The organism is Picosynechococcus sp. NKBG15041c, from assembly GCF_055380235.1.
This window is the reverse complement of sequence record NZ_AP040363.1, coordinates 1677155-1695303: the sequence shown is the minus strand read 5'-3', so window position 1 is coordinate 1695303 and position 18149 is coordinate 1677155. Positions and strand designations below refer to the sequence as shown.

Here is an 18149-nt window from a genome sequence, read left to right as displayed (position 1 = left end):
ACCTAATTTCTTAGCTGCGATTGACGGCATCGAGGTCGGCCTCGGTTCTAATGTCTTGGAGCCGTGCTTCAATATCCCCAGCCGTCGCCCCGGAGGTGAGCCAAAATTCCGCTGCCTTGACCCGCTTTTCAGAGCCAATCAGAAAGCGACAAAACTCATTCCCCATGGAATAACACTGGATTTCGGTGCTGCTGAGGGCCCGGTCAAAAAAGCTGGAGAAAAATCCCGCAAATAGACCCGCATAGAGAAAACACACCGGTTTACCCACATCCCCGAGGGTCTTAGCCACTGCCGAATCATACAGATCTACAAACAAAAACCCTTCCTTTACAGAAGATAGATCCACCTGCCATTTTCCCCAGCCCTGGGCCGTGAGGGGCCACCACCAGGTTTCGAGGGCGAAGCGGAGGGAGGCATCTTTAAAGTACATGCCAAATTCATCCTGGAACCACCCTTTAAATTGGGCCGCATCTTCTACGCCCCATTCTTGGCCAATGAGGTACATCAACCAGCCAGAGGCTTCGCCTACTTCATGTTCAAGACCTTTTTGAAGACCAATAATAAAATCTTCGGTGGTCAAGAGATTACGCTGGCCATGGCGATCGCATACCGTACCTTGGTCAGGGTCAAATTTAAAAAACGTATGGCGGCTGTAGTGGCAGGCTTTTTGCCAAGAGCGGTGATAGGGCAGAGTTTGGGGGCGAGCAGAAGAAACCATGGCTAAATCAAGGGGAGCAGTAGAGAGGTTTAAAACAAAAGCAAAAACAGCGCAACTTAATCAAAGTAGTTGGCGATGTTAGACACCGAAGATGGTTGAAACACATCTAATAAGTTTGTCTCTAGGGCGGCATCAATACTAGCCATTTTTTCTAGGGCAGACCGGAGAATCAATTTACTTTCTTCTACCAGTACTTCCCCGGTGAGGGGGTGAATAATATTTTGGCTGGCGCGGGTTCCCACCAGAGACTTCAGTTCGTTCATCGAGCCGATATACATGCCCCGGGGGACTTCGATGGTGGCGCCATCCCCGAGAATTTTTGTTTGACAGGCAAGGCGGGAATTCGCCTGGGCCGTGGCAATGAAACTCAGGGTCAAACGCTCCTGGTCATTCATTGGGCTGAGAGCTTCTCCCCCAGATTTGACATAGATATGACAGGTGGCACAGCGACCCTGGGCACCGCAGGCCTGCATGACATTCATGTCTTCCCGCACCAAGACATCAAGCAGGGTTGCTTCATTATTGACGGGAACGGTTTTGTCGAGGGGTTGGATTGAGATTTTTTTCACAGGAGATCAGGGGGTGGGTAAAAAACTTGATTTATTTAAAGGAGAAAGCGGCAGTCAGCTTCACCCAGGGCATATTGCTGGAGGAGCTTAGGGAAGTCCACCACAATGCGTTCGCACTCGTGGGTGAAGGTGCTCACCCACAGCTTGAGACTGAGAAGTTCGGCCTGAGTAAGCTTGGGGGTGGGTGGGGCGATCGCCTCCGAATTAGCGGCAAAGCCCCCCCAATGGTCAACGGCCCAAAAATCGAGGAGAGGGTGTTCGGTTTGGAGATCCTGTTGGGATTTGCGCCAATAGTTGCCGATGGCGAGGTTTCCAAAATATTTTTTGCCAAATTCGCTAATTTGATTCAAGGCGATCGCCGCCCGCTCACGGGAAATATCAGTGGTGGTATCGGGACTGGTGATTTTTGTAATCGTCGTGGGGGGAATCGTCCGTTTTGCCCGCACAGAAACAGGTTCAAGCAGCGGAAATAAAGCATCCTTAACCGCCAACTGTAACTGGGCTAAATGCTGAGTGTAGCTACTGACGACCTCTCGCACCCCTTGCTTGATCGCCCACTCCCGGAAGTGATCATTGACCAGGGGCTGATGGGCCAACAAAATCACGGGCAGCTCTTGCCAAAAATCACGGCACTGGCGGAATAAATCAAGACTATTGGTGTTCGGTAAACTTCCCAGTAGGAGCAACTGGGGGCAGTGACGATCACATTCTTTGAGCAGTGCCTGTCTTGTCCCAAAGACATGAACCACCGCTCCTGCCTGGGTGAGGTGAGCCGCGATGGGTTCATACACAAGCTCATCCATCTCGGCGATCAAAATTGTTTGGTTATGTAGCGTGGATGTCCCAACCATAATCCAGTTACCTAGACCAACTCAAAAACAATGCAACAACATTCAGCAATATCTAACTAAAAAGCGCTAAATGTTGCCAAAAAACTTAGCAAAACGACTCTTAGATGCCTCACTCTAAACGATCTATACAATGAGCCCTTTTTAGGACTGTAAATGCTGAGAAACTCGGCATAAATCTGCAGTTTTGTTATGAGAGACCAACATAACATGGAAAATTCCGCCCCCTACCTGGGGATAATATTGGTCAACAAAACTTTACTTTTTCTTCATGCAAATTGACGAAATGCTTTGCGATTTCTTTACCTAACTAAGCACTAAGGAGGCGTTCCAGAATATCTTGGGTCACGATCCCACCCTGGGCAACGAGCAGTTCCCCGGTGCGGGGATGGCGAATATCCCTGGGAGCATAGCGATTTTTGAGGCGATCAAAGATTTGTTGTAATTTCGTTAGGGCCTTGGGTGGCAGATCACAGGCGACGGTTTCATGGCCCCGAAGATAGGCTTGGCAACTGAGGCGGTGGGTAGTGCTGGATTTTTTCAGGTTATCTAAAATGATTTGTTCCTGGGCTGTCACAGGGCTGAGTTGATCACCGCCGCTGGTGATCGCGACAACGCAAGTACCGCAATAGCCTTTGCCACCACAAATAGCTGCCAGGTTTACCTTGGCCCGGAGGAGCGCCTTGAGGAGGGTTTCGGTTTCTAGGGTCTGGAGTTGGATGGCCAGGGGGTCGATCTGAATGTGCGCCATGGTGAAATGTGGCCGGGGCTAGGGGGTGGATGCGGAAATCAAAAAAGTCTAGGGACAATAAAGATAAATCTTTATGAAGTTCCGACGCAAGGGCTCCCTAGGGAAAAGGTCTGACCGGAAAATGAAGATAGCAAAATTTGACGGTAAGGCGAATGGGCATAATAGGGCAGAATTTCAGGCGGTATCTGAGGCGATCGCCTTGGCTCTGGGTCAGTTTAATACTCCTCAATGCTTGTGGGGGCTCGACTGCTTCAGATGAGGTGCTCTCGCCGACAGCAAACGATGCAACAAACTGCCCCCAGACTGACCCTGAAGCCCAACGGTTTACGATCAAAGCAGATCTTTCAGTGGCAGAGCAGTTTGATTTTATGGCTTGGGATATCCAGGCCGATGCGGATACTGTGATGGTGCAGACCAAGCAGCATCAATTAATTTTTTGTCGTGAAACCCAGGCTTGGGCTATTTTGCCACCGGCTGTTTTTACCCCAGATCAAGAACCTGACCTGGAGCGACTACGCACGGGAGAAGATCCCGCTTTTCAAACTTTAGAACTGGCGGGGAAGACTTATCAATATCGCGTTTTTTTGCGCCCCAATCCTTTTTTAAGTTTTGAAAATCCCCCAGAAAAGACCATTTTTGAACTCATTCCCCCTGGAGAAACCGAGGCGATCGCCCTCGATCTCTATACCCTCGAACAGTTACAGGCTAGTGGTATCGGCAATGACCTGGGGATCCCGACGGTAACGGCGGCGCTTCCCTTGGGCGATGCGCTATTTTTTGCAGTTTCTTCGGAACAGGGGGAAGGGTTTAGCGGCCTTAGCACTTTTATTCGCTATGATTTGACGACAAACTCTCTCGAATTGCATCAACCCTCAGAGGCGATCGCCACCCAAATCACCGACCTCCAGGGGATAACTACAGATAGCGAAACGATTCTCTGGTTCGGGACGAAATATGCCGCCGAAGGCTCCCGACAAATTCCGGCTCGGGGCTTGGGGGTTTATGAATTCACCAATGACTGGCGCCAGGGGGAACTGACTTTCTACACCATCACAGACAGCCCTCTGGTGGGGGCGATTCCAACACAGCTTCATGCTGAGGAAGATTTGCTTTGGGTAGCAACAGGCAACGGCATTTGCCAAATTCAGTGGCGTGAAATCCAGCAGTGGGACGCTTGGGATTGCTGGTGGTTCGCCCTAGAAACCCAATTGCCCCCATCGGGTGTCCCTGTCTACCGCAGTTTGTTGGCCCCAACCCCCAGTGCGACCCTGACTGAAACCACCGCTGAAGTGCTTTGGTGGGCAAACACAGTGCCTTTGGGCATTGACGGCCAACCCAAACAAGGCCGTTACGAAATTGCCTATAGCCCTGGGTTTCGGGTGACAGTACCGGAAGGGGCTTTTCGTTGGGAAAAAGGAATCTATTGGCCCGGAGAGGAATGGCATTGGGCAGGCGATCGCTTTACAAGGGCCTTTGATGAAGTCCAGGAAAATGCCGTGGGTTTAGGGCCTGTGGGCATCAGTGAACAGGGCTATACCGCTGAAGGGGTGCAAGATACCAATGTGCTGCGGGGGGATTTTCAGCTCTTTACCCTCACCCAAGATGTGACCATTGTCGATTACTTCTCAGGCTGGGTCGAAGCCGAGGCGATCGCCCCCTATTTCACCCTGACTCCCTCAACGAAAACGCCTATCACCACCGAAAATCCCCTCCAGAAAATCACGACTGAACTGTTTTAGAAAAAGGTTTTCTCTGAGAAAGATCAAAAACTGCATAAGCCAAAAATTGGGGTCACTATCACCTGGCAACATACATCCAATCAAACAGGTAACTGACCCATGATTCTTTCCCTCTCCTCCCGTTCCCAATCTTTCAAGCTCGCCACTGCTGGTGCTTTTCTCGCCCTCAGTGTTCTCAGCCTCGCCCAACCTGCTAAAGCCGACAACTCCTCTGTCAGCACGATGATTTCTGAACAAACCAGTGCTGCCGTTGGCGTGGGCAACTCCACCTCTAACACTATGGGCCAATCCAGCTTCCAGAACCAGAGCGGCTTCTTTAGTGGTGGTAACAACGGCGCTCAATCGACGATTATCGGCTCCCAAACTGCGGTGGCTGATGGTCTTTTCAATAATGTCAACAATACCCTCGGTCAATCCACTACCCAACAGCAATCTGATGCCTTCGGGTTTGGGAACAATGGCAGCGTGGCCCAGGTGGGAGCGAGCCAAACTGGCGCAGGGATTGGTTTTGGGAACAATGTTGATAACAGCAGTTTCCAGAACAGCTTCCAGAACCAAAACTCTATCTTTTCTTTCTAACAGGCGATCGCCCACATAGCGTCTTGTCTCGATTGAAACCATCCAGGGGATGTCTAAGAGCAAATTCCGTTTAGACATCCCTTAATCGAGCACTTTTTTAGGGATTTCTACCTGGAATATCCGACAGGATTAGTCCCTAATTTTTAACATCATATCCCCATATCCAAAAAGGTTAGGAGCGAGAAAATGAAGCCTTCTAAATTCACAAAAATCGCACTTTTTTTTCCTCTGTTTGTTGCATTGGGCCAAGCCTTATCTCTCCCGACACAAGTCCAGGCTTTAGAGTTAAAAGCACCGCTTATTTTGGCACGTCTTGATCTCCCTAATCCCTTTATTGACATTGAAGCAATAGAGGGAAAAGCAGCAATCCTGCAGTTAACTCACCTAGGTGTTATTCTAGCGAACAGTGATCGTTTTAATCCAGATGCCCCTATCCAACGGGATGAATTTATTGCTTGGCTCATAAAAGCCTACAACGTGATGCATGATGCACCCATTCGGCTTTCTGGTGGATCTAGCACTATTTTTCCAGATGTGTTGCCAGATAATCCCTATTCTGTTTATATCCAATCCGCCTATGAAGCTGGTTTTATTGTGGGCTTTGAAGATGGAGGATTTAGACCGAATGATCCTTTAACGAGGGAGCAAATGATTGCTTTAAAAAGTCAATTGGATTCTAAAGGAAATTCTCGTCGCAGTCCTGCGCAATTACGTCAATATCTCCAACATACTCGGGGATTTCATGATGTCGCCGAGATGGATGATCGCTATTTAAGTTACATTGCTTTTGATGTAGGTAATGCAGCAGGTGGACGAAATTTTGAACGCCTCTATGGGACAACCCGTTTATATCAGCCTAAAGCAGCAGTAACCCGGGCGGAGGCGGCGATTCTAGTGTCTAAATTTCGCAAAGGCAAACCCATTGACAGTGTTTTAGAAAGTATTGGTATTTAAGTAGGAAGCGCCTTACTCGTGGGGATTATAGGGTTGGGGTTGATAATTTTCGGGTGATTAAACCATAACAGGCCATCCCGAAAAGGAATAATCCCTGGGCCTTAACAAGCCAGTTCCCCCAACGCACATAGGGGGTCTGGTGGGTGAGTAGATAGATACGATCGCCATGGGTAACAAATTCGTTGAGTTCTGACAGCCAGAGGGTTTCACCAGTAGGGGTGATCACCCCAGAATAGCCAGTATTGTTGGCCCGGATGAGCCAGCGGCCATTGGCGATCGCCTGCATCACATCGAGGGCATGGTGCTGAGCTGGCATGGTTTCACTGTAGTGGGCATCATTAGAAGCGACAATGATAAACTCACCTCCGGCGGCGGTTTGGCGGCGAAAATGCTCTGGATAGGCCGATTCATAGCAAATGGCAACGGTGGCAGGGCCGATAGGAGTATTCGTAATCAGTGGATTTTCGCCCCGTACCAGGTGAGCATCTAGGGGAGAGAGGCGGTTGATTAGTCGCCCCAATAGTGGCTCAAAGGGAATATATTCCCCCAGGGGGACGAGGCGTTGTTTGTTATAACGGCTGAGAACATAACCCTGGTCATCGAAAGTAAAGAGGCTATTGGTGAAATTGTTGCCCTCCCTACCGAAAGCGCCGAGCACCAGAGGAATATTTTCAGTGCGGATCAGACGGGGCCAAAAGGTGGCTTGGAGAATTTGTTCAATTTGCAATGGCAGGGCTGTCTCTGGGGTAATAATCAGACCTAGAGGTTCCTGGGCGAGGGTTTGATAGCCAGCGCGATAGTTGGCGATCGCCCGTTGAGTGCCGTCTTGGTAGAGCTTAATGTCATTGGGAATATTTCCTTGAATAATCCCAATTTGGACAGAATTGCCGTTTGTGGTCGGAGTATATTGCAGGAGGATCCAGCCGACAAGATGGGCGCTACCAATGATGATTAGGCCACAAATCAATACGATTAAGCTTTTGGGATGAAAGCGAACAGTACCATCGTCTGCTAAACAACTTTCGGCGAGGCAACCGTTAATCAGCACAAGAATCCAAGAAATCGCGGTAAACCCCGACAGTTGCGCCAATTGAAGAATCGGTAAATTGTGCGGGCTCTGACTAAAGGCCAGAAAGTGCCAAAACAGATCACTCTGGCTCCAGAGATATTCCACCACACACCAGAGGGATGCACCGTAGAGAATGCGAGACAGACGGCCCAGTAGTTTAGAGCCAATGGGCTGAAATTCTTGAAAACAGGCCATCCCCACCGCCCACAATAGGGGAATCCCGGCCCCCCAAAGGGTAATGATCACCCAGCAGGCCATGGCGATCACCAAACTCGCCAGCCAGGGCACTCCCATCCAGGTCATTGGGTGCAATCCCGTAATCCAAAACAGGGTCAATCCTTGGTAGCCCAATCCCCAACAAAAGCTCAGGGTTAGGGGTTGGCGATATTTCTGCCAAAAGTAACGGCTAAACGCCGTGGGGTTCCAGGTTCTGCTGGATAAATTCGGTTCAAGTTTTTGGGGCGATCGCCCGACCACTAGCCAGAGGGGAACCAGGGCAACCCAAGCAAAATACCAAGCTTCTACGGGGGCACTGGCCATCCCCATTAAAATTCCAGCACCAAATAGCAGAAATTTAGGGGACCAGATTCGGGGGAAATTGCCGCGTACGAACATCATCGCTATAGCTTTGGACTGCGTCGGTGATCAGTTTTCCTAAGTCTAAATACTGTTTAGCAAAGGGGGGAGATTTTTCGCTCAGACCCAAGAGATCTGCTGTCACTAATACCTGGCCATCACAGTAATTGCCGGCGCCGATGCCGATGGTGGGAATAGCAAGTTTTTCGGTGATAGTTTGGGCCAGGGTTGCGGGAATATGTTCCAGTACCACCGCAAAGGCGCCGGCCTGTTCGAGGGAGATCGCCTCCTGGGTGACCCTAGTGGCCTCTAATTCATTATTCCCCTGCTGCCGGTAGCCGAGGGTATGCACCGACTGGGGAGTTAGACCCACATGGCCCATCACCGGAATCCCCAATTGGGTTAGGCGCGCTACCGTGTCTATCATTGCCGGATGGCCCCCCTCTAGTTTAATGGCCTGGGCTGCCGTTTCCTTGAGGATGCGGCCAGCGGTATTAATCGCCTGGGACAGACTTTCTTGGTAGGTCAAAAAAGGCAAATCACTGACCACCAGAGCCTTTTCGACACCGCGACAAACCGCCTGGGTATGGTGAATCATCGCTTCTAGGGACACTGGTAGGGTATTTTCATAGCCGAGGGCGACCATCGCCAGGGAATCCCCCACGAGGATAACATCTACTCCCGCTTGGTCTACCAGCCGGGCGATCGCGTAATCCCAAGCCGTCAAGGTCACAATGGGGCGCGCCGTTTCCTTATATTTCTGTAATGTTCTCGGTGTAACCCGCATTAATTATTTCCTAGGGCACAACAAAGTCCGTTTGGGAACAAGGACAACCATCAAAGGTGAACTGTTGTAATTTTGTCCCAAAACACCTGAGCTATTATGCCCCAAATATCACAGCTCTGGACAAATACCTCGTAATGTCCAACCAATCTCCCGGAGAAACGATGACACAGTTGCCCAAAAAAGTCCCCCTAGTTTTCTCTGGCTCAGGGGGATTTAAGCGTCGTTTAAGTTAACCTTCCCAATTCGCCCAATCTTGGGGTTTGAGGAAACGCTCATAGAGTTCAGCTTCCGGTGTGCCAGCCTCAGGGCTATAGCTATATTCCCAACGCACCAAGGGCGGTAAGGACATCAAAATCGATTCGGTGCGGCCATTGGTTTGCAGGCCGAAGATCGTCCCCCGGTCGTAGACTAAGTTGAATTCTACATAACGGCCCCGACGGTACAGTTGGAATTGTCGTTCGCGATCGCCATATTCCATATCTTTGCGACGCTCGATAATTGGCACGTAGGAATCCAAGAAAGACCCGCCACAGTCCTGGACAAAGGCAAAAATATCTTCCCAACTGCGTTGGGGTTGCGCGCCTAGGACTTTGCTATGTTCTGCAGCCGCCTTATCGGGATGGGGGCCTTTGTAGAGCTCCCCGGTGCCATCTTGGTAATCAAAGAACAAACCGCCCACCCCACGGGTTTCATCGCGGTGCTTCAGGTAAAAATATTCATCACACCAGCGCTTAAAGACGTTGTAATACTCTTTGTGGTGACGATCACAAGCCGCCCTGTAGGTCTTGTGAAAATGGGCTGCATCTTCAGCAAAAGGATAGTAAGGGGTCAGGTCAGCACCGCCACCAAACCACCAGACGGGACCAGCTTCAAAATAACGATAATTGAGGTGGACTGTGGGAATGTAAGGATTACGGGGGTGTAGCACCATCGAAGTCCCCGTCGCATAAAAGCCATGGCCCGCGGCTTCAGGACGTTGTTGCAAGATCGATGGCGGCAGTTGATCGCCCCACACTTCAGAGAAGTTGACGCCCCCCTGTTCAAAAACATCTCCCTCGCGCATGACTCGGGAGCGGCCACCGCCCCCCTCTGGCCGTTGCCAAGAATCCTCTTGAAATTTTCCTTGACCATCAGCGGCTTCTAATCCCTGACAAATTTTGTCTTGGATTTGCTGCATAAACTGACTGACCCGTTCCTTTGAATCGCTCGGAGGCACAGGCTTGGATGTTGCGGCAGTGGCGGATTCTGTTTGCAAAGCTGTCATGGTTGCGCGGGAAAAAATATTTACAGGTGTATTAAAAATTGTTTGCCCGAGAACCTAAAAGGCTGATGATGCAAGGCTTTTTGGGGTTTGGCATAGGGCAAACTCGTATTCCAGACTAACCTGAATTGGCGTCTTTTTGCCTGCGATAAATGTGATTTTTCGTGAAGTTTGTAACAAATAATCACAAGAATATCGGTCAGATCGGGGCTTTTTATCCCAGAGGCGATCGCCCCACCGACCATTTAATTAAGGTTAGGTTAAGAAAAAAGTGCCCTCTATCTCCGTAAAGATCCTACGCCCTCGTAAAACCAAGGAAAAATATTTGGTGTATACTGAAAATCAGGTTAAGAAAAAGTAAATTATGACTTAATCAGTTCATTACCTATTGCCACGACCCAGGAGATTCGAACCATGCAAATTATTGCCTCCCCAATCACCCGCCCTGCTACCAGCTCCTTTTTTCCTAAGCAAGACCAAAGCGCTTCAAAACGTCTTGTCGCTCACTGGCTCAAGGATAGTAGCGGTAAACTTTATCGCATCTGGGTCAACGAGACGGTCAAAAGTTAGACGTCCTTCTTTAAAAAAAGCTCCCGTAGACTAACCATCAAGTCCACGGGAGCTTTTTTTGGGAAGCAACCAGGCGATCGCCTGGTTTTGGTTTATTTAGGCGTGGCCCCAAACTGTTCAATTAAGATTTCCTTAACCTTTTCTTTAAGGGCATCGCCACAGGGGACTTTTTGGGCAACCGTTGAACCGAGACTGGCGTGACGCCCCACGGTTCCCCCGGTAAAAATATTCACCGCTTCCACCATTTGCCCAGCGACCTTGGCTTTAGTGCCCATGAAGCCAATATCACCGACCTGGGCTTGACCACAGGAATTGGGGCAGCCTGTCCAGTGCATGCGCACCCGCTGGGGAATCTCTAGTTCTGCATCTAGGGCTTGGGCCAGGGCTAAACCCTGTTCTTTGGTTTCTACCATGGCAAAGTTGCAATAGCGATTTCCGGTGCAGGAAACAAGCGATCGCAACAAAGGTGTTGGGTTTACCGAGAATTTTTTGAGGAGGGGCTCCATCAAAAGGGTATCGACATTTTCGGTCGCCACATAGGGAATGATTAAATTTTCCTCAACGGTGGTTCGAATCTCACCGCTACCATAGATCTCTGCTAAGCGGGCCACCTCAAACATATCTTCTGCTGTCAGGCGCCCTGCTGGTACATGCAAACCTACATAGGAATAACCTGTTTGTTTCTGAGGATAGACACCAATGTGATCTCGTTTATCCATAGTGAAGGCATTTTCGGGGGCGGCCGTTTCTAGGCGATCGCCAATTTCAGCCTCTAATTTGGCCCGAAACACGTCTACTCCCCAAGCTTCGACTAACCAAAGAACTCGCGCCTTGGCCCGATTTCCCCGGAGGCCCGCTTCGGCACCATAGCGAGTGTATAGATTTAAAATGCCACGGCTCACCGCCAACACGGCTTCATTGGGGGGAACCCACACATCAATCGGAATTCCTTCCGCCTGGCGCTGGGCCGAAAAATAGCCCCCCACAAGGACGTTAAACCCGAATTCTCCATCCTTAAAGGCAGGGACAAAGCCGATATCATTGATTTCCACATGGGAAGAGTTATCAGGAGCACCCTCAAGGCAAATATTAAACTTGCGGGGCAGATCGCTAAACTCTAAGCTTCCTTCGCCGTAGTCAGTGATCATATCCTGGAGTTGGGTGGCCAGAGCCCGTGTATCGAAATACTCTGCCGGATCAATGCCCGCCACAGGGGAACCCGTAATATTTCGTACATTATCGTGGCCCGATTGGACGGTGGTTAAACCCACTTGTTTTAACTTGGCCAAAATATCAGGGGCATCTTCAAGACGAATACCACGCAGTTGTAGGTTTTGCCGCGTAGTAATATCGGCACTACCATCTTCGCCATAGCGTTGGACAACTTCCGCGAGGGTTTGCATTTGCTGGCTACTGAGAATGCCATGGGGCAGCCGTAGGCGTAGCATAAATTTCCCTGGGGTCACGGGCCGATGAAACAGCCCCAAGAATTTCAGACGAATAATCAGATCGTCTTGATCCATCGCTTCCCAGCCAGCTTGGGCGAGGGTGGTCAACTCATCTTTAATCGCCAAACCCGGTTTGGCCTGCTTTGCTTGTTCAATTTTGGTGAGTTTGATTTGTTGGAGGGTGGCGGCGTCGGTCATGGAATTTATCCTGATTTCAATACTGAGGTTGCTTCGGGCGTCGGCGAGAGATCCAGGGAGTTCTGCCAAGGTAAACATTCAGCTGGGGGGATTTTGTAGTGTGCACTACGAGGCCGCCCATTTTTTGCGAAATCAGAATATTCTCAATGCGGTCATCGCATCATGTTCCCATCAGACCTAGGTGGTAACCAGTCCAGTCTGGGGGGAACTGGCGCTGGCGATCGCCTTGACAGGGATTCGCCCCGCCAGGTAAGCAAGACGGCCAGCAGTGGTGGCAAGACCCATGGCCTGGGCCATTTGTACAGGATTATTCGCGAGGGCGATCGCCGAATTGATCAACAACGCATCCGCCCCCAGCTCCATGCCATAGGCCGCCTCACTGGGGGAACCAATCCCTGCATCGATGACTACAGGGATCTTGCTTTGCTCAATGATGATTTTGATATTGGCTTCATTTTGGATCCCTTGGCCAGAACCAATGGGAGAACCCAGGGGCATCACGGTAGCACAGCCCACTTCCTCAAGGCGTTTTGCCAAGAGAGGATCGGCGTTGATGTAAGGCAACACGGCAAAGCCCTCTTTGACCAATTGTTCTGCTGCTTCAAGGGTGCCGATAGGATCAGGTAGGAGATATTTCGCATCAGGGATCACTTCCAATTTCACGAAATTGTTATCTTCCTGGCCCAATAGACGGGCCATTTCTCGACCTAGGCGCGCCACTCGAATCGCTTCTTCGGCCGTTTGACAGCCGGCAGTGTTGGGGAGCATCCAGATTTTTTCCCAGTCGAGGGCTTCTGCCAGGCCTTCGTGACCAGGGGCATTGGTCTGGACGCGCCGTACTGCCACCGTGACGATTTCACAGCCACTGCTTTCAATGCTTTGTTGCATTGCTGAGATCGAGGGATATTTTCCTGTACCAGTCATGAGGCGGGAGGAAAAACGGCGACCAGCAATAACGAGGGAATCCATCGGCTCTCCTTGGGGAATAGTTGTGGGGTTTGATCGTACAACAGCTTTTGGGGTGATAAAAAAGCTGGGGGCAGTATTGCAATGGCCATTGCCATTATTTTGGCCATTGCGATCGCTTTGCATCGGATTAGGTTCAAGAAAACGTTGGTAAGAAAATGCTTGGAGGAGGGGATCGGCTTGGCCATGGATCAGGCGATCGCCGATGAATTTTGCCGTAATGGGAGCGAGTAAAATCCCGTTGCGGTAGTGACCTGTGGCGTAGGTGAGATTTTCGCAGGGAGAAGCGCCTAAAATCGGCTTTTCGTCGGGGGTAGCGGGCCGGAAACCCCACCAAAGTTCGGCAATATCCCAGTCTTTTAATCTGGGAAAAAGCTGAATTGCTTTACTAATGAGCGTTTGAATACCCTTAGGGGTGTTTTGGGGTCGCCATTTCACGGTTTCTGCGGTGGCACCAATAATCAGCGTGCCGTTAGTACGGGGGACAAGGTACAGACTATCACCAAAAATCACCCGCCGCAGGGCGTCAGGATTGGGCATTTTTAAAGACATCATTTCCCCTTTGACCGGATAGACGGGCAGGGGGGTAATCTGGCTAGACCAAGAGCCCGCCGCTAAAATGTAGTGACCGGCATGAAAAAGCCCGCGATCGGTTTGAACTGCTTTCACCTGGCCCCGTATTTGCTGAATCCCTAAAACATTAATGCCTTCTTGGATCACAACCCCCAAACCTTGGGCCGCTTGCAGGAGGGCTTGGCTCAGGCGACGATTGTCCACTTGACCATCTTCGGGATGCCACCAGGCTCCCATCACACTTTCACCAAAGCCTGGTTCATGGTGAGATAGTTGGCCGCGATCTAGCCAAATAGAGCGACCGTCCGTTGTGGTGTGACGGGGAGGAATTGATTTAGGCGCAAAAATGCCACAGGGGAGATAACCGACATCGATGCCACTGAGTTGTTCAATTTTGCGACACCATTCGCCATACATATCACGCGATCGCCGCCCCAATTCAAGCATTTCCCCCGTTAAGCCTTCCGCTTCGGGGGCCAACATTCCAGCGGCAGCATGGCAGGCAGCTTCGGTGAAATTACGACTGAGGACAGTAACTTGAGCGCCCTGCTGTTGGAGCTCGATGGCGATCGCCAAACCGATAATGCCACCCCCCAAAATTAAAATATCCCCTTGCTGTGCCATTTTTTCCATCGCCTTCTATTGCTAGTGCATTCCTTTAAGCTACAACGGCCAAGATTTTTGCGGCAACCTCAGGCCGTAAATAAAAAATCCCCACTCAAGCTAGCAGGGATATCGCATCAGTGCACTGACATTAAAAATCAGTTGCCGTCGAACTAAACTGTTGCTAATTCCTTTTGACTACGGCCCGTCAATTTTTCCACCTCTGCCAATTCTTTCATCACTTGGTCAAAGGCGTCGGGGGTCAAAGATTGAGGCCCATCCGAAAGCGCTTTCTTGGGGTTCGGGTGCACTTCAATCATCAGAGAGTCAGTCCCCGTGGCGATCGCCCCCTTAGCCAAAGACAGCACAAAACCAGACACACCAGTGCCATGGCTTGGGTCAATCATCATTGGCAGGTGAGTCAAGCTGCGCAGTACCGGGATCACCGATAGGTCAAGAACGTTGCGGGTGTACTTGCTGTCAAAGGTGCGAATGCCCCGCTCACAGAGGATCACATTGGGATTGCCTTCTGCGAGGATATATTCTGCTGCCATTAACCAATCATCGATGGTTGCGGCCAAACCCCGCTTGAGTAGGACTGGCTTACCCTGGGCACCTACCTTTTTCAGAAGGGCGAAGTTTTGCATATTACGGGCGCCAATTTGCAGCACATCTGCCACTTCGGCAATTTTTTCCACATCCGCTGTATCCATCACCTCAGTGATAATGCCGAGGCCAGAGGCTTTCCGGGCGGCAGCGAGCAACTCAAGGGCGCTTTCGCCGTGGCCCTGGAATGCATAGGGAGAAGTTCTGGGCTTGTAAGCACCGCCCCGGAGGAATTTCGCGCCAGCTGCTTTGACTCGCAGGGCCGTCTCAACGATCATTTCTTCGTTTTCGACAGAACAGGGGCCAGCAACGACAACAACGGGATGGGTCGGACTGAAAATTACATCCCCATTGGGAGTCGGCACAACAACTTCGCTGTACTGACCATGGCGGTATTCTAAGCTAACTCGCTTGAAGGGCTTTTCTACTCGTAACACAGCTTCAATCCAAGGGCTCATTTCTTGGATCAGTTCAATATTGAAAGTGGCGGTGTCCCCCACGAGACCAATGACCACTTTGTGGGCGCCAACAATTTTTTCAGGCGTGAGACCTAACTCTTTTAGTTCACCCCCCAGACGGTCAATTTCGGCTTCAGGGGTGCCAACTTTCATGACTACGATCATGTTTTTTCCTCGAAGATTACGACAGGTTGAAGAAAAATACTTTTATAAACTCTAGATATAGAGTAACGATTTAATAACGTGTTTTTTATTGATAACGCGCTTAAAAATGAATTTGTCGGCGATCGCCACCTTCTCAGCTCTATCTTTAACACATACATCTGAGAAAATATTAGATAACCGACAATGCTCATACGTGCTATTTAAGCTCGGAAACCCTGAAAAACCAAGGCTCTAAACTTTAAGATTTGCTGCGAGATTCCTGGCGACCAGCCCGCCAAGCTTCCACCATCCGACCAAGGTTGAGGCTGAATTCTTCCCAACCCAGGGGACTGCCTACCCGGTTTTCGTCCCAGGATGTGGATAAAATGCCGTAGCTCAGGCCCACAACCCCTATGCCAAAACAACCTAGGCTGACTAGTAAAACTGCGACAGTGGGCAGTTCTAGCAATTGATTAGAAACAACATAGTAGGCAACCACAAAGGTGCTAATGCCCAAGGCTGTCGGCACCCCAGAAAACAAGGCCATGCGCCGGATCATCCGCTTGCTCACCGCATCGGGAATCACCGATAAGCTGGCGTCATCTTTAGGCGATCGCCCTTTTGTTGCTGGCGTTGCTACCGCTGTTGATGCAGGTACTTTCTTAGGCGCTTTCTGCTTCGTTTGCTTTGGCTCGAAGGGCAGTCGGTCCTGTTTTGGTTTAGGGGCCATGGATTTGCGAGAAACTTAACGACGAACGCCGAGACGACCAATCAGGGTTTGATAACGTTCTTGGTCATGGGATTTAATAAATTGTAAAAGACGCTTCCGCTTCCCAATCATTTTCAACAAACCGCGTCGGGAAGAATGGTCTTTTTTATTGATTTTGAGGTGTTCAGTCAGTTGGTTAATGCGTTCCGTGAGGAAAGCAACTTGGAGATCCGCAGACCCAGTATCAGTTTCGTGCACCTGATACTCGCCCATGAGTTCCTGTTTACGCTCTTGCGTTAAAGCCATAATCTGTTTTTGTAGAAAGTTAAGATACAAATATTGCAGTCTATAATGCTACCATTGTTTGCCCAGAAAGCCCATTCGTGGTGAAAAGGTTTTCTGACATCTGGGCCAAAGCTGAGGGACAACCATAACTCAAACTCAAGACTTACCAGCCACTGACAGCATAGATCGGGCTTTTTTCGAGTTGCGCCGGAGAAGCTGCCACTGCCGTTATCCGTTCTTCCATGCAAAAAGTCGTGGTATTAAAGCCGCCAAAGCGTTTTACCGTGCTGGTTCTGAGGCGTAAATCAGGATTGGCAAACCAAAACCGCTCGTAGATGGTCATGGTTTCGTATTCAGTGGTGAGAACCAGGCCATCTTCTTGATCAAGGTGATATTCCCCTGCCACAGGAACAATCTCTGCGTAGCCACGCTCCCGGAGCAGCTTCCCTTGGCGCGGATTATCTGCATCGGGAATTAGGGCAAAAACAGTGCTGCCTTCGTGATTTTCGTCGTCTTTGTCCCACTGCATTGTCCCTGCCCAGGTCACGTAGGAACCGCCGACGCTCAGGCTGGCATCCATATCGTGCATTTGGCAGATTTCGATGATCCGGGGATCGTCTTTTTCGAGAGTTTCAACCTGGATTTTAGAGCCACCGGATTCGGCCCGCCGGAAGGGAAGATGGTGGGTAACACGCCTGGATTGCCACTGTCCGGCACTGAATTGAAAAAATTCTTTGGCATTGGCAAAGCTTTGCATAGTGAAATAGGCTCCTCTCGGTCTGGGCTGATTATAAAAATACAGTCCGGTTAGTGATTTTTAAAAGTTTTTATCAGCTTAGCGAATTTTGAGTTGTCCCAAAAAATGGGCGATCGCCTTTTTTGTTTCAGTTTGTTTCATTTTTGACAAAAAAGTTGACAGAGGTTAGATTAAATGCAGTAGAGACATTCGCAATATTCGCCAGCGTTACTGGCAAGGAGCTGCCCATGTCCCCAGAAACGAATTTGACCCTCGAACAGAAGCTACAGGTCCAGATTTTTGAAACTCGTACCCAGGACCTGAGCCTAGAGCAAGCCCAAGAATTTTTAATGGAGATGTTTCGGCAAATGTTGGTGAAGGACAACTTATTTGCCAAATTGACAGAAAGCTAAATTTTGCTTGATTTGATCTAGATGGCGATCGCCCTACTCCTAATTCCTCTCAGGTGGCGATCGCTTTTTGTTGGCAAATTTTTGTCGATTCCTATGCCTTGAGGAGCCAGAGGGCAGTATGGGTCACATCTGAATCATCGGGTTGGACGAGGAGGAAATGTAACCCTTGGGCCTGTTGCAGTCGTTGTTGGTAGCGTTGTCCGGCGCTGGCGATCGCCTGGTCCTGAAAAGTCATCAGTACCCACCGTTGGGTATCAGCCCCGGTGAGAATGAGCCCCCCTGCCAAATTCGCTTCTGTTTCTTGGTAAAACACCATTTGGGGCTGCTGATCTTGAAGCCACAGGGCCAATGGCATCGACTGGCGGCCACCGTAGATAATTGTCCCCGGAATCAGTACATTAGAGGCCAAACCTAATTTCACGGGTTGTAACGCCTCTGGCAGTGACAAAATGGGCAGCGGGCGATCGCCAAACATATCCCACAGATCTCCGGCGGGGATACTCCCAAAACGCCATTGCTCCCCCCATAATTCATCGGGTAGAGCTTGAGGAGGTGCTGGTACTGGTGAATTTTGCGCCATAATCAATTT

The 18149-nt window shown here is 50.1% G+C and carries 19 protein-coding genes; 5 read left to right on the top strand and 14 right to left on the bottom strand.

All coding sequences use genetic code 11. The features are described 5' to 3' along the window. Nucleotides 1-10: 10 nt before the first annotated feature. From ACZ45B_RS08160 to ACZ45B_RS08145, 4 genes are all read right to left on the bottom strand, one after another. On the bottom strand, nt 11-718 hold the full coding sequence (locus ACZ45B_RS08160) for a V4R domain-containing protein (protein ID WP_024545927.1): 708 nt from the start codon (nt 716-718) through the stop codon (nt 11-13). 56 nt (nt 719-774) lie between these two features. Further along, entirely contained in the window at nt 775-1287 is a 513-nt protein-coding gene (locus ACZ45B_RS08155; protein WP_024545928.1) for a 2Fe-2S iron-sulfur cluster-binding protein, read from the bottom strand. A 35-nt stretch (nt 1288-1322) separates the two neighbouring features. Next, nucleotides 1323-2138 (bottom strand): DNA-binding transcriptional response regulator, encoded by an 816-nt coding sequence (locus ACZ45B_RS08150; protein WP_024545929.1) that lies wholly within the window; start codon nt 2136-2138, stop codon nt 1323-1325. Between the two features lie 307 nt (nt 2139-2445). Then, nucleotides 2446-2886, bottom strand: coding sequence for a 2Fe-2S iron-sulfur cluster-binding protein (locus tag ACZ45B_RS08145; protein ID WP_024545930.1), 441 nt, complete (start codon nt 2884-2886; stop codon nt 2446-2448). Nucleotides 2887-3038: 152 nt separating this feature from the next. On the opposite strand from ACZ45B_RS08145, the gene ACZ45B_RS08140 reads away from it, so the two are divergent. The 3 genes from ACZ45B_RS08140 to ACZ45B_RS08130 all read left to right on the top strand — a co-directional run bounded on the left by ACZ45B_RS08140 (nt 3039) and on the right by ACZ45B_RS08130 (nt 6158). Further along, on the top strand, nt 3039-4625 hold the full coding sequence (locus ACZ45B_RS08140) for a hypothetical protein (RefSeq protein ID WP_148293428.1): 1587 nt from the start codon (nt 3039-3041) through the stop codon (nt 4623-4625). A 99-nt stretch (nt 4626-4724) separates the two neighbouring features. Continuing rightward, complete coding sequence (locus ACZ45B_RS08135) at nt 4725-5204, top strand: hypothetical protein (RefSeq protein WP_024545933.1); 480 nt, start codon at nt 4725-4727, stop codon at nt 5202-5204. Between the two features lie 186 nt (nt 5205-5390). Beyond that, nucleotides 5391-6158, top strand: a complete 768-nt coding sequence (locus ACZ45B_RS08130) for an S-layer homology domain-containing protein (RefSeq protein ID WP_024545934.1) — start codon at nt 5391-5393, stop codon at nt 6156-6158. 25 nt (nt 6159-6183) lie between these two features. Here ACZ45B_RS08130 and lnt read toward each other — a convergent pair whose 3' ends face one another. The 3 genes from lnt to hemF all read right to left on the bottom strand — a co-directional run bounded on the left by lnt (nt 6184) and on the right by hemF (nt 9854). Further along, nucleotides 6184-7773: an apolipoprotein N-acyltransferase gene (gene lnt, locus ACZ45B_RS08125; RefSeq protein ID WP_024545935.1), complete on the bottom strand. Its 1590-nt coding sequence runs from the start codon at nt 7771-7773 to the stop codon at nt 6184-6186. Nucleotides 7774-7801: 28 nt separating this feature from the next. Further along, nucleotides 7802-8590, bottom strand: a complete 789-nt coding sequence (panB, locus tag ACZ45B_RS08120; protein WP_024545936.1) for a 3-methyl-2-oxobutanoate hydroxymethyltransferase — start codon at nt 8588-8590, stop codon at nt 7802-7804. A 229-nt stretch (nt 8591-8819) separates the two neighbouring features. Continuing rightward, nucleotides 8820-9854, bottom strand: a complete 1035-nt coding sequence (hemF, locus tag ACZ45B_RS08115) for an oxygen-dependent coproporphyrinogen oxidase (protein ID WP_024545937.1) — start codon at nt 9852-9854, stop codon at nt 8820-8822. Nucleotides 9855-10265: 411 nt separating this feature from the next. Between hemF and ACZ45B_RS08110 the strand changes: the two genes are divergently transcribed. Next, a complete protein-coding gene (locus ACZ45B_RS08110; protein ID WP_464674848.1) occupies nt 10266-10421 on the top strand; it encodes a hypothetical protein in 156 nt (51 codons plus the stop codon). Nucleotides 10422-10513: 92 nt separating this feature from the next. Here ACZ45B_RS08110 and ACZ45B_RS08105 read toward each other — a convergent pair whose 3' ends face one another. The 6 genes from ACZ45B_RS08105 to ACZ45B_RS08080 all read right to left on the bottom strand — a co-directional run bounded on the left by ACZ45B_RS08105 (nt 10514) and on the right by ACZ45B_RS08080 (nt 17168). Further along, nucleotides 10514-12067: a ferredoxin--nitrite reductase gene (locus ACZ45B_RS08105; protein WP_024546340.1), complete on the bottom strand. Its 1554-nt coding sequence runs from the start codon at nt 12065-12067 to the stop codon at nt 10514-10516. 177 nt (nt 12068-12244) lie between these two features. Further along, complete coding sequence (thiO, locus tag ACZ45B_RS08100) at nt 12245-14230, bottom strand: glycine oxidase ThiO (RefSeq protein ID WP_024546342.1); 1986 nt, start codon at nt 14228-14230, stop codon at nt 12245-12247. Nucleotides 14231-14382: 152 nt separating this feature from the next. Continuing rightward, nucleotides 14383-15438 carry a 3-deoxy-7-phosphoheptulonate synthase gene (aroF, locus tag ACZ45B_RS08095; RefSeq protein WP_024546343.1) on the bottom strand — a complete coding sequence of 352 codons (1056 nt, stop codon included), beginning with the start codon at nt 15436-15438 and terminating at the stop codon, nt 14383-14385. A gap of 238 nt (nt 15439-15676) precedes the next feature. Continuing rightward, on the bottom strand, nt 15677-16147 hold the full coding sequence (locus ACZ45B_RS08090; RefSeq protein ID WP_024546344.1) for a PAM68 family protein: 471 nt from the start codon (nt 16145-16147) through the stop codon (nt 15677-15679). Between the two features lie 15 nt (nt 16148-16162). After that, nucleotides 16163-16432, bottom strand: a complete 270-nt coding sequence (gene rpsO, locus ACZ45B_RS08085; RefSeq protein WP_024546345.1) for a 30S ribosomal protein S15 — start codon at nt 16430-16432, stop codon at nt 16163-16165. A gap of 142 nt (nt 16433-16574) precedes the next feature. Next, nucleotides 16575-17168: a phycobiliprotein lyase gene (locus tag ACZ45B_RS08080; protein WP_024546346.1), complete on the bottom strand. Its 594-nt coding sequence runs from the start codon at nt 17166-17168 to the stop codon at nt 16575-16577. Nucleotides 17169-17395: 227 nt separating this feature from the next. On the opposite strand from ACZ45B_RS08080, the gene ACZ45B_RS08075 reads away from it, so the two are divergent. Then, complete coding sequence (locus ACZ45B_RS08075) at nt 17396-17560, top strand: NblA/ycf18 family protein (protein ID WP_024546347.1); 165 nt, start codon at nt 17396-17398, stop codon at nt 17558-17560. A 91-nt stretch (nt 17561-17651) separates the two neighbouring features. On the opposite strand, the gene ACZ45B_RS08070 is transcribed toward ACZ45B_RS08075, so the two are convergent. Next, nucleotides 17652-18140, bottom strand: a complete 489-nt coding sequence (locus tag ACZ45B_RS08070) for a Tab2 family RNA-binding protein (RefSeq protein ID WP_024546348.1) — start codon at nt 18138-18140, stop codon at nt 17652-17654. Between the last annotated feature and the right edge of the window lie 9 nt (nt 18141-18149).

What these genes read in the sequence shown, in the direction of transcription:
- thiO (WP_024546342.1), bottom strand. Translation starts at nt 14,230, where the DNA reads ATGGCACAGCAAGGGGATATTTTAATTTTGGGGGGTGGCATTATCGGT.
- ACZ45B_RS08135 (WP_024545933.1), top strand. Translation starts at nt 4,725, where the DNA reads ATGATTCTTTCCCTCTCCTCCCGTTCCCAATCTTTCAAGCTCGCCACT.
- ACZ45B_RS08075 (WP_024546347.1), top strand. Translation starts at nt 17,396, where the DNA reads ATGTCCCCAGAAACGAATTTGACCCTCGAACAGAAGCTACAGGTCCAG.
- ACZ45B_RS08070 (WP_024546348.1), bottom strand. Translation starts at nt 18,140, where the DNA reads ATGGCGCAAAATTCACCAGTACCAGCACCTCCTCAAGCTCTACCCGAT.
- lnt (WP_024545935.1), bottom strand. Translation starts at nt 7,773, where the DNA reads ATGGGGATGGCCAGTGCCCCCGTAGAAGCTTGGTATTTTGCTTGGGTT.
- ACZ45B_RS08160 (WP_024545927.1), bottom strand. Translation starts at nt 718, where the DNA reads ATGGTTTCTTCTGCTCGCCCCCAAACTCTGCCCTATCACCGCTCTTGG.
- ACZ45B_RS08145 (WP_024545930.1), bottom strand. Translation starts at nt 2,886, where the DNA reads ATGGCGCACATTCAGATCGACCCCCTGGCCATCCAACTCCAGACCCTA.
- ACZ45B_RS08080 (WP_024546346.1), bottom strand. Translation starts at nt 17,168, where the DNA reads ATGCAAAGCTTTGCCAATGCCAAAGAATTTTTTCAATTCAGTGCCGGA.
- aroF (WP_024546343.1), bottom strand. Translation starts at nt 15,438, where the DNA reads ATGATCGTAGTCATGAAAGTTGGCACCCCTGAAGCCGAAATTGACCGT.
- hemF (WP_024545937.1), bottom strand. Translation starts at nt 9,854, where the DNA reads ATGACAGCTTTGCAAACAGAATCCGCCACTGCCGCAACATCCAAGCCT.
- ACZ45B_RS08140 (WP_148293428.1), top strand. Translation starts at nt 3,039, where the DNA reads ATGGGCATAATAGGGCAGAATTTCAGGCGGTATCTGAGGCGATCGCCT.
- ACZ45B_RS08090 (WP_024546344.1), bottom strand. Translation starts at nt 16,147, where the DNA reads ATGGCCCCTAAACCAAAACAGGACCGACTGCCCTTCGAGCCAAAGCAA.
- rpsO (WP_024546345.1), bottom strand. Translation starts at nt 16,432, where the DNA reads ATGGCTTTAACGCAAGAGCGTAAACAGGAACTCATGGGCGAGTATCAG.
- ACZ45B_RS08105 (WP_024546340.1), bottom strand. Translation starts at nt 12,067, where the DNA reads ATGACCGACGCCGCCACCCTCCAACAAATCAAACTCACCAAAATTGAA.
- ACZ45B_RS08110 (WP_464674848.1), top strand. Translation starts at nt 10,266, where the DNA reads ATGCAAATTATTGCCTCCCCAATCACCCGCCCTGCTACCAGCTCCTTT.
- ACZ45B_RS08130 (WP_024545934.1), top strand. Translation starts at nt 5,391, where the DNA reads ATGAAGCCTTCTAAATTCACAAAAATCGCACTTTTTTTTCCTCTGTTT.
- panB (WP_024545936.1), bottom strand. Translation starts at nt 8,590, where the DNA reads ATGCGGGTTACACCGAGAACATTACAGAAATATAAGGAAACGGCGCGC.
- ACZ45B_RS08150 (WP_024545929.1), bottom strand. Translation starts at nt 2,138, where the DNA reads ATGGTTGGGACATCCACGCTACATAACCAAACAATTTTGATCGCCGAG.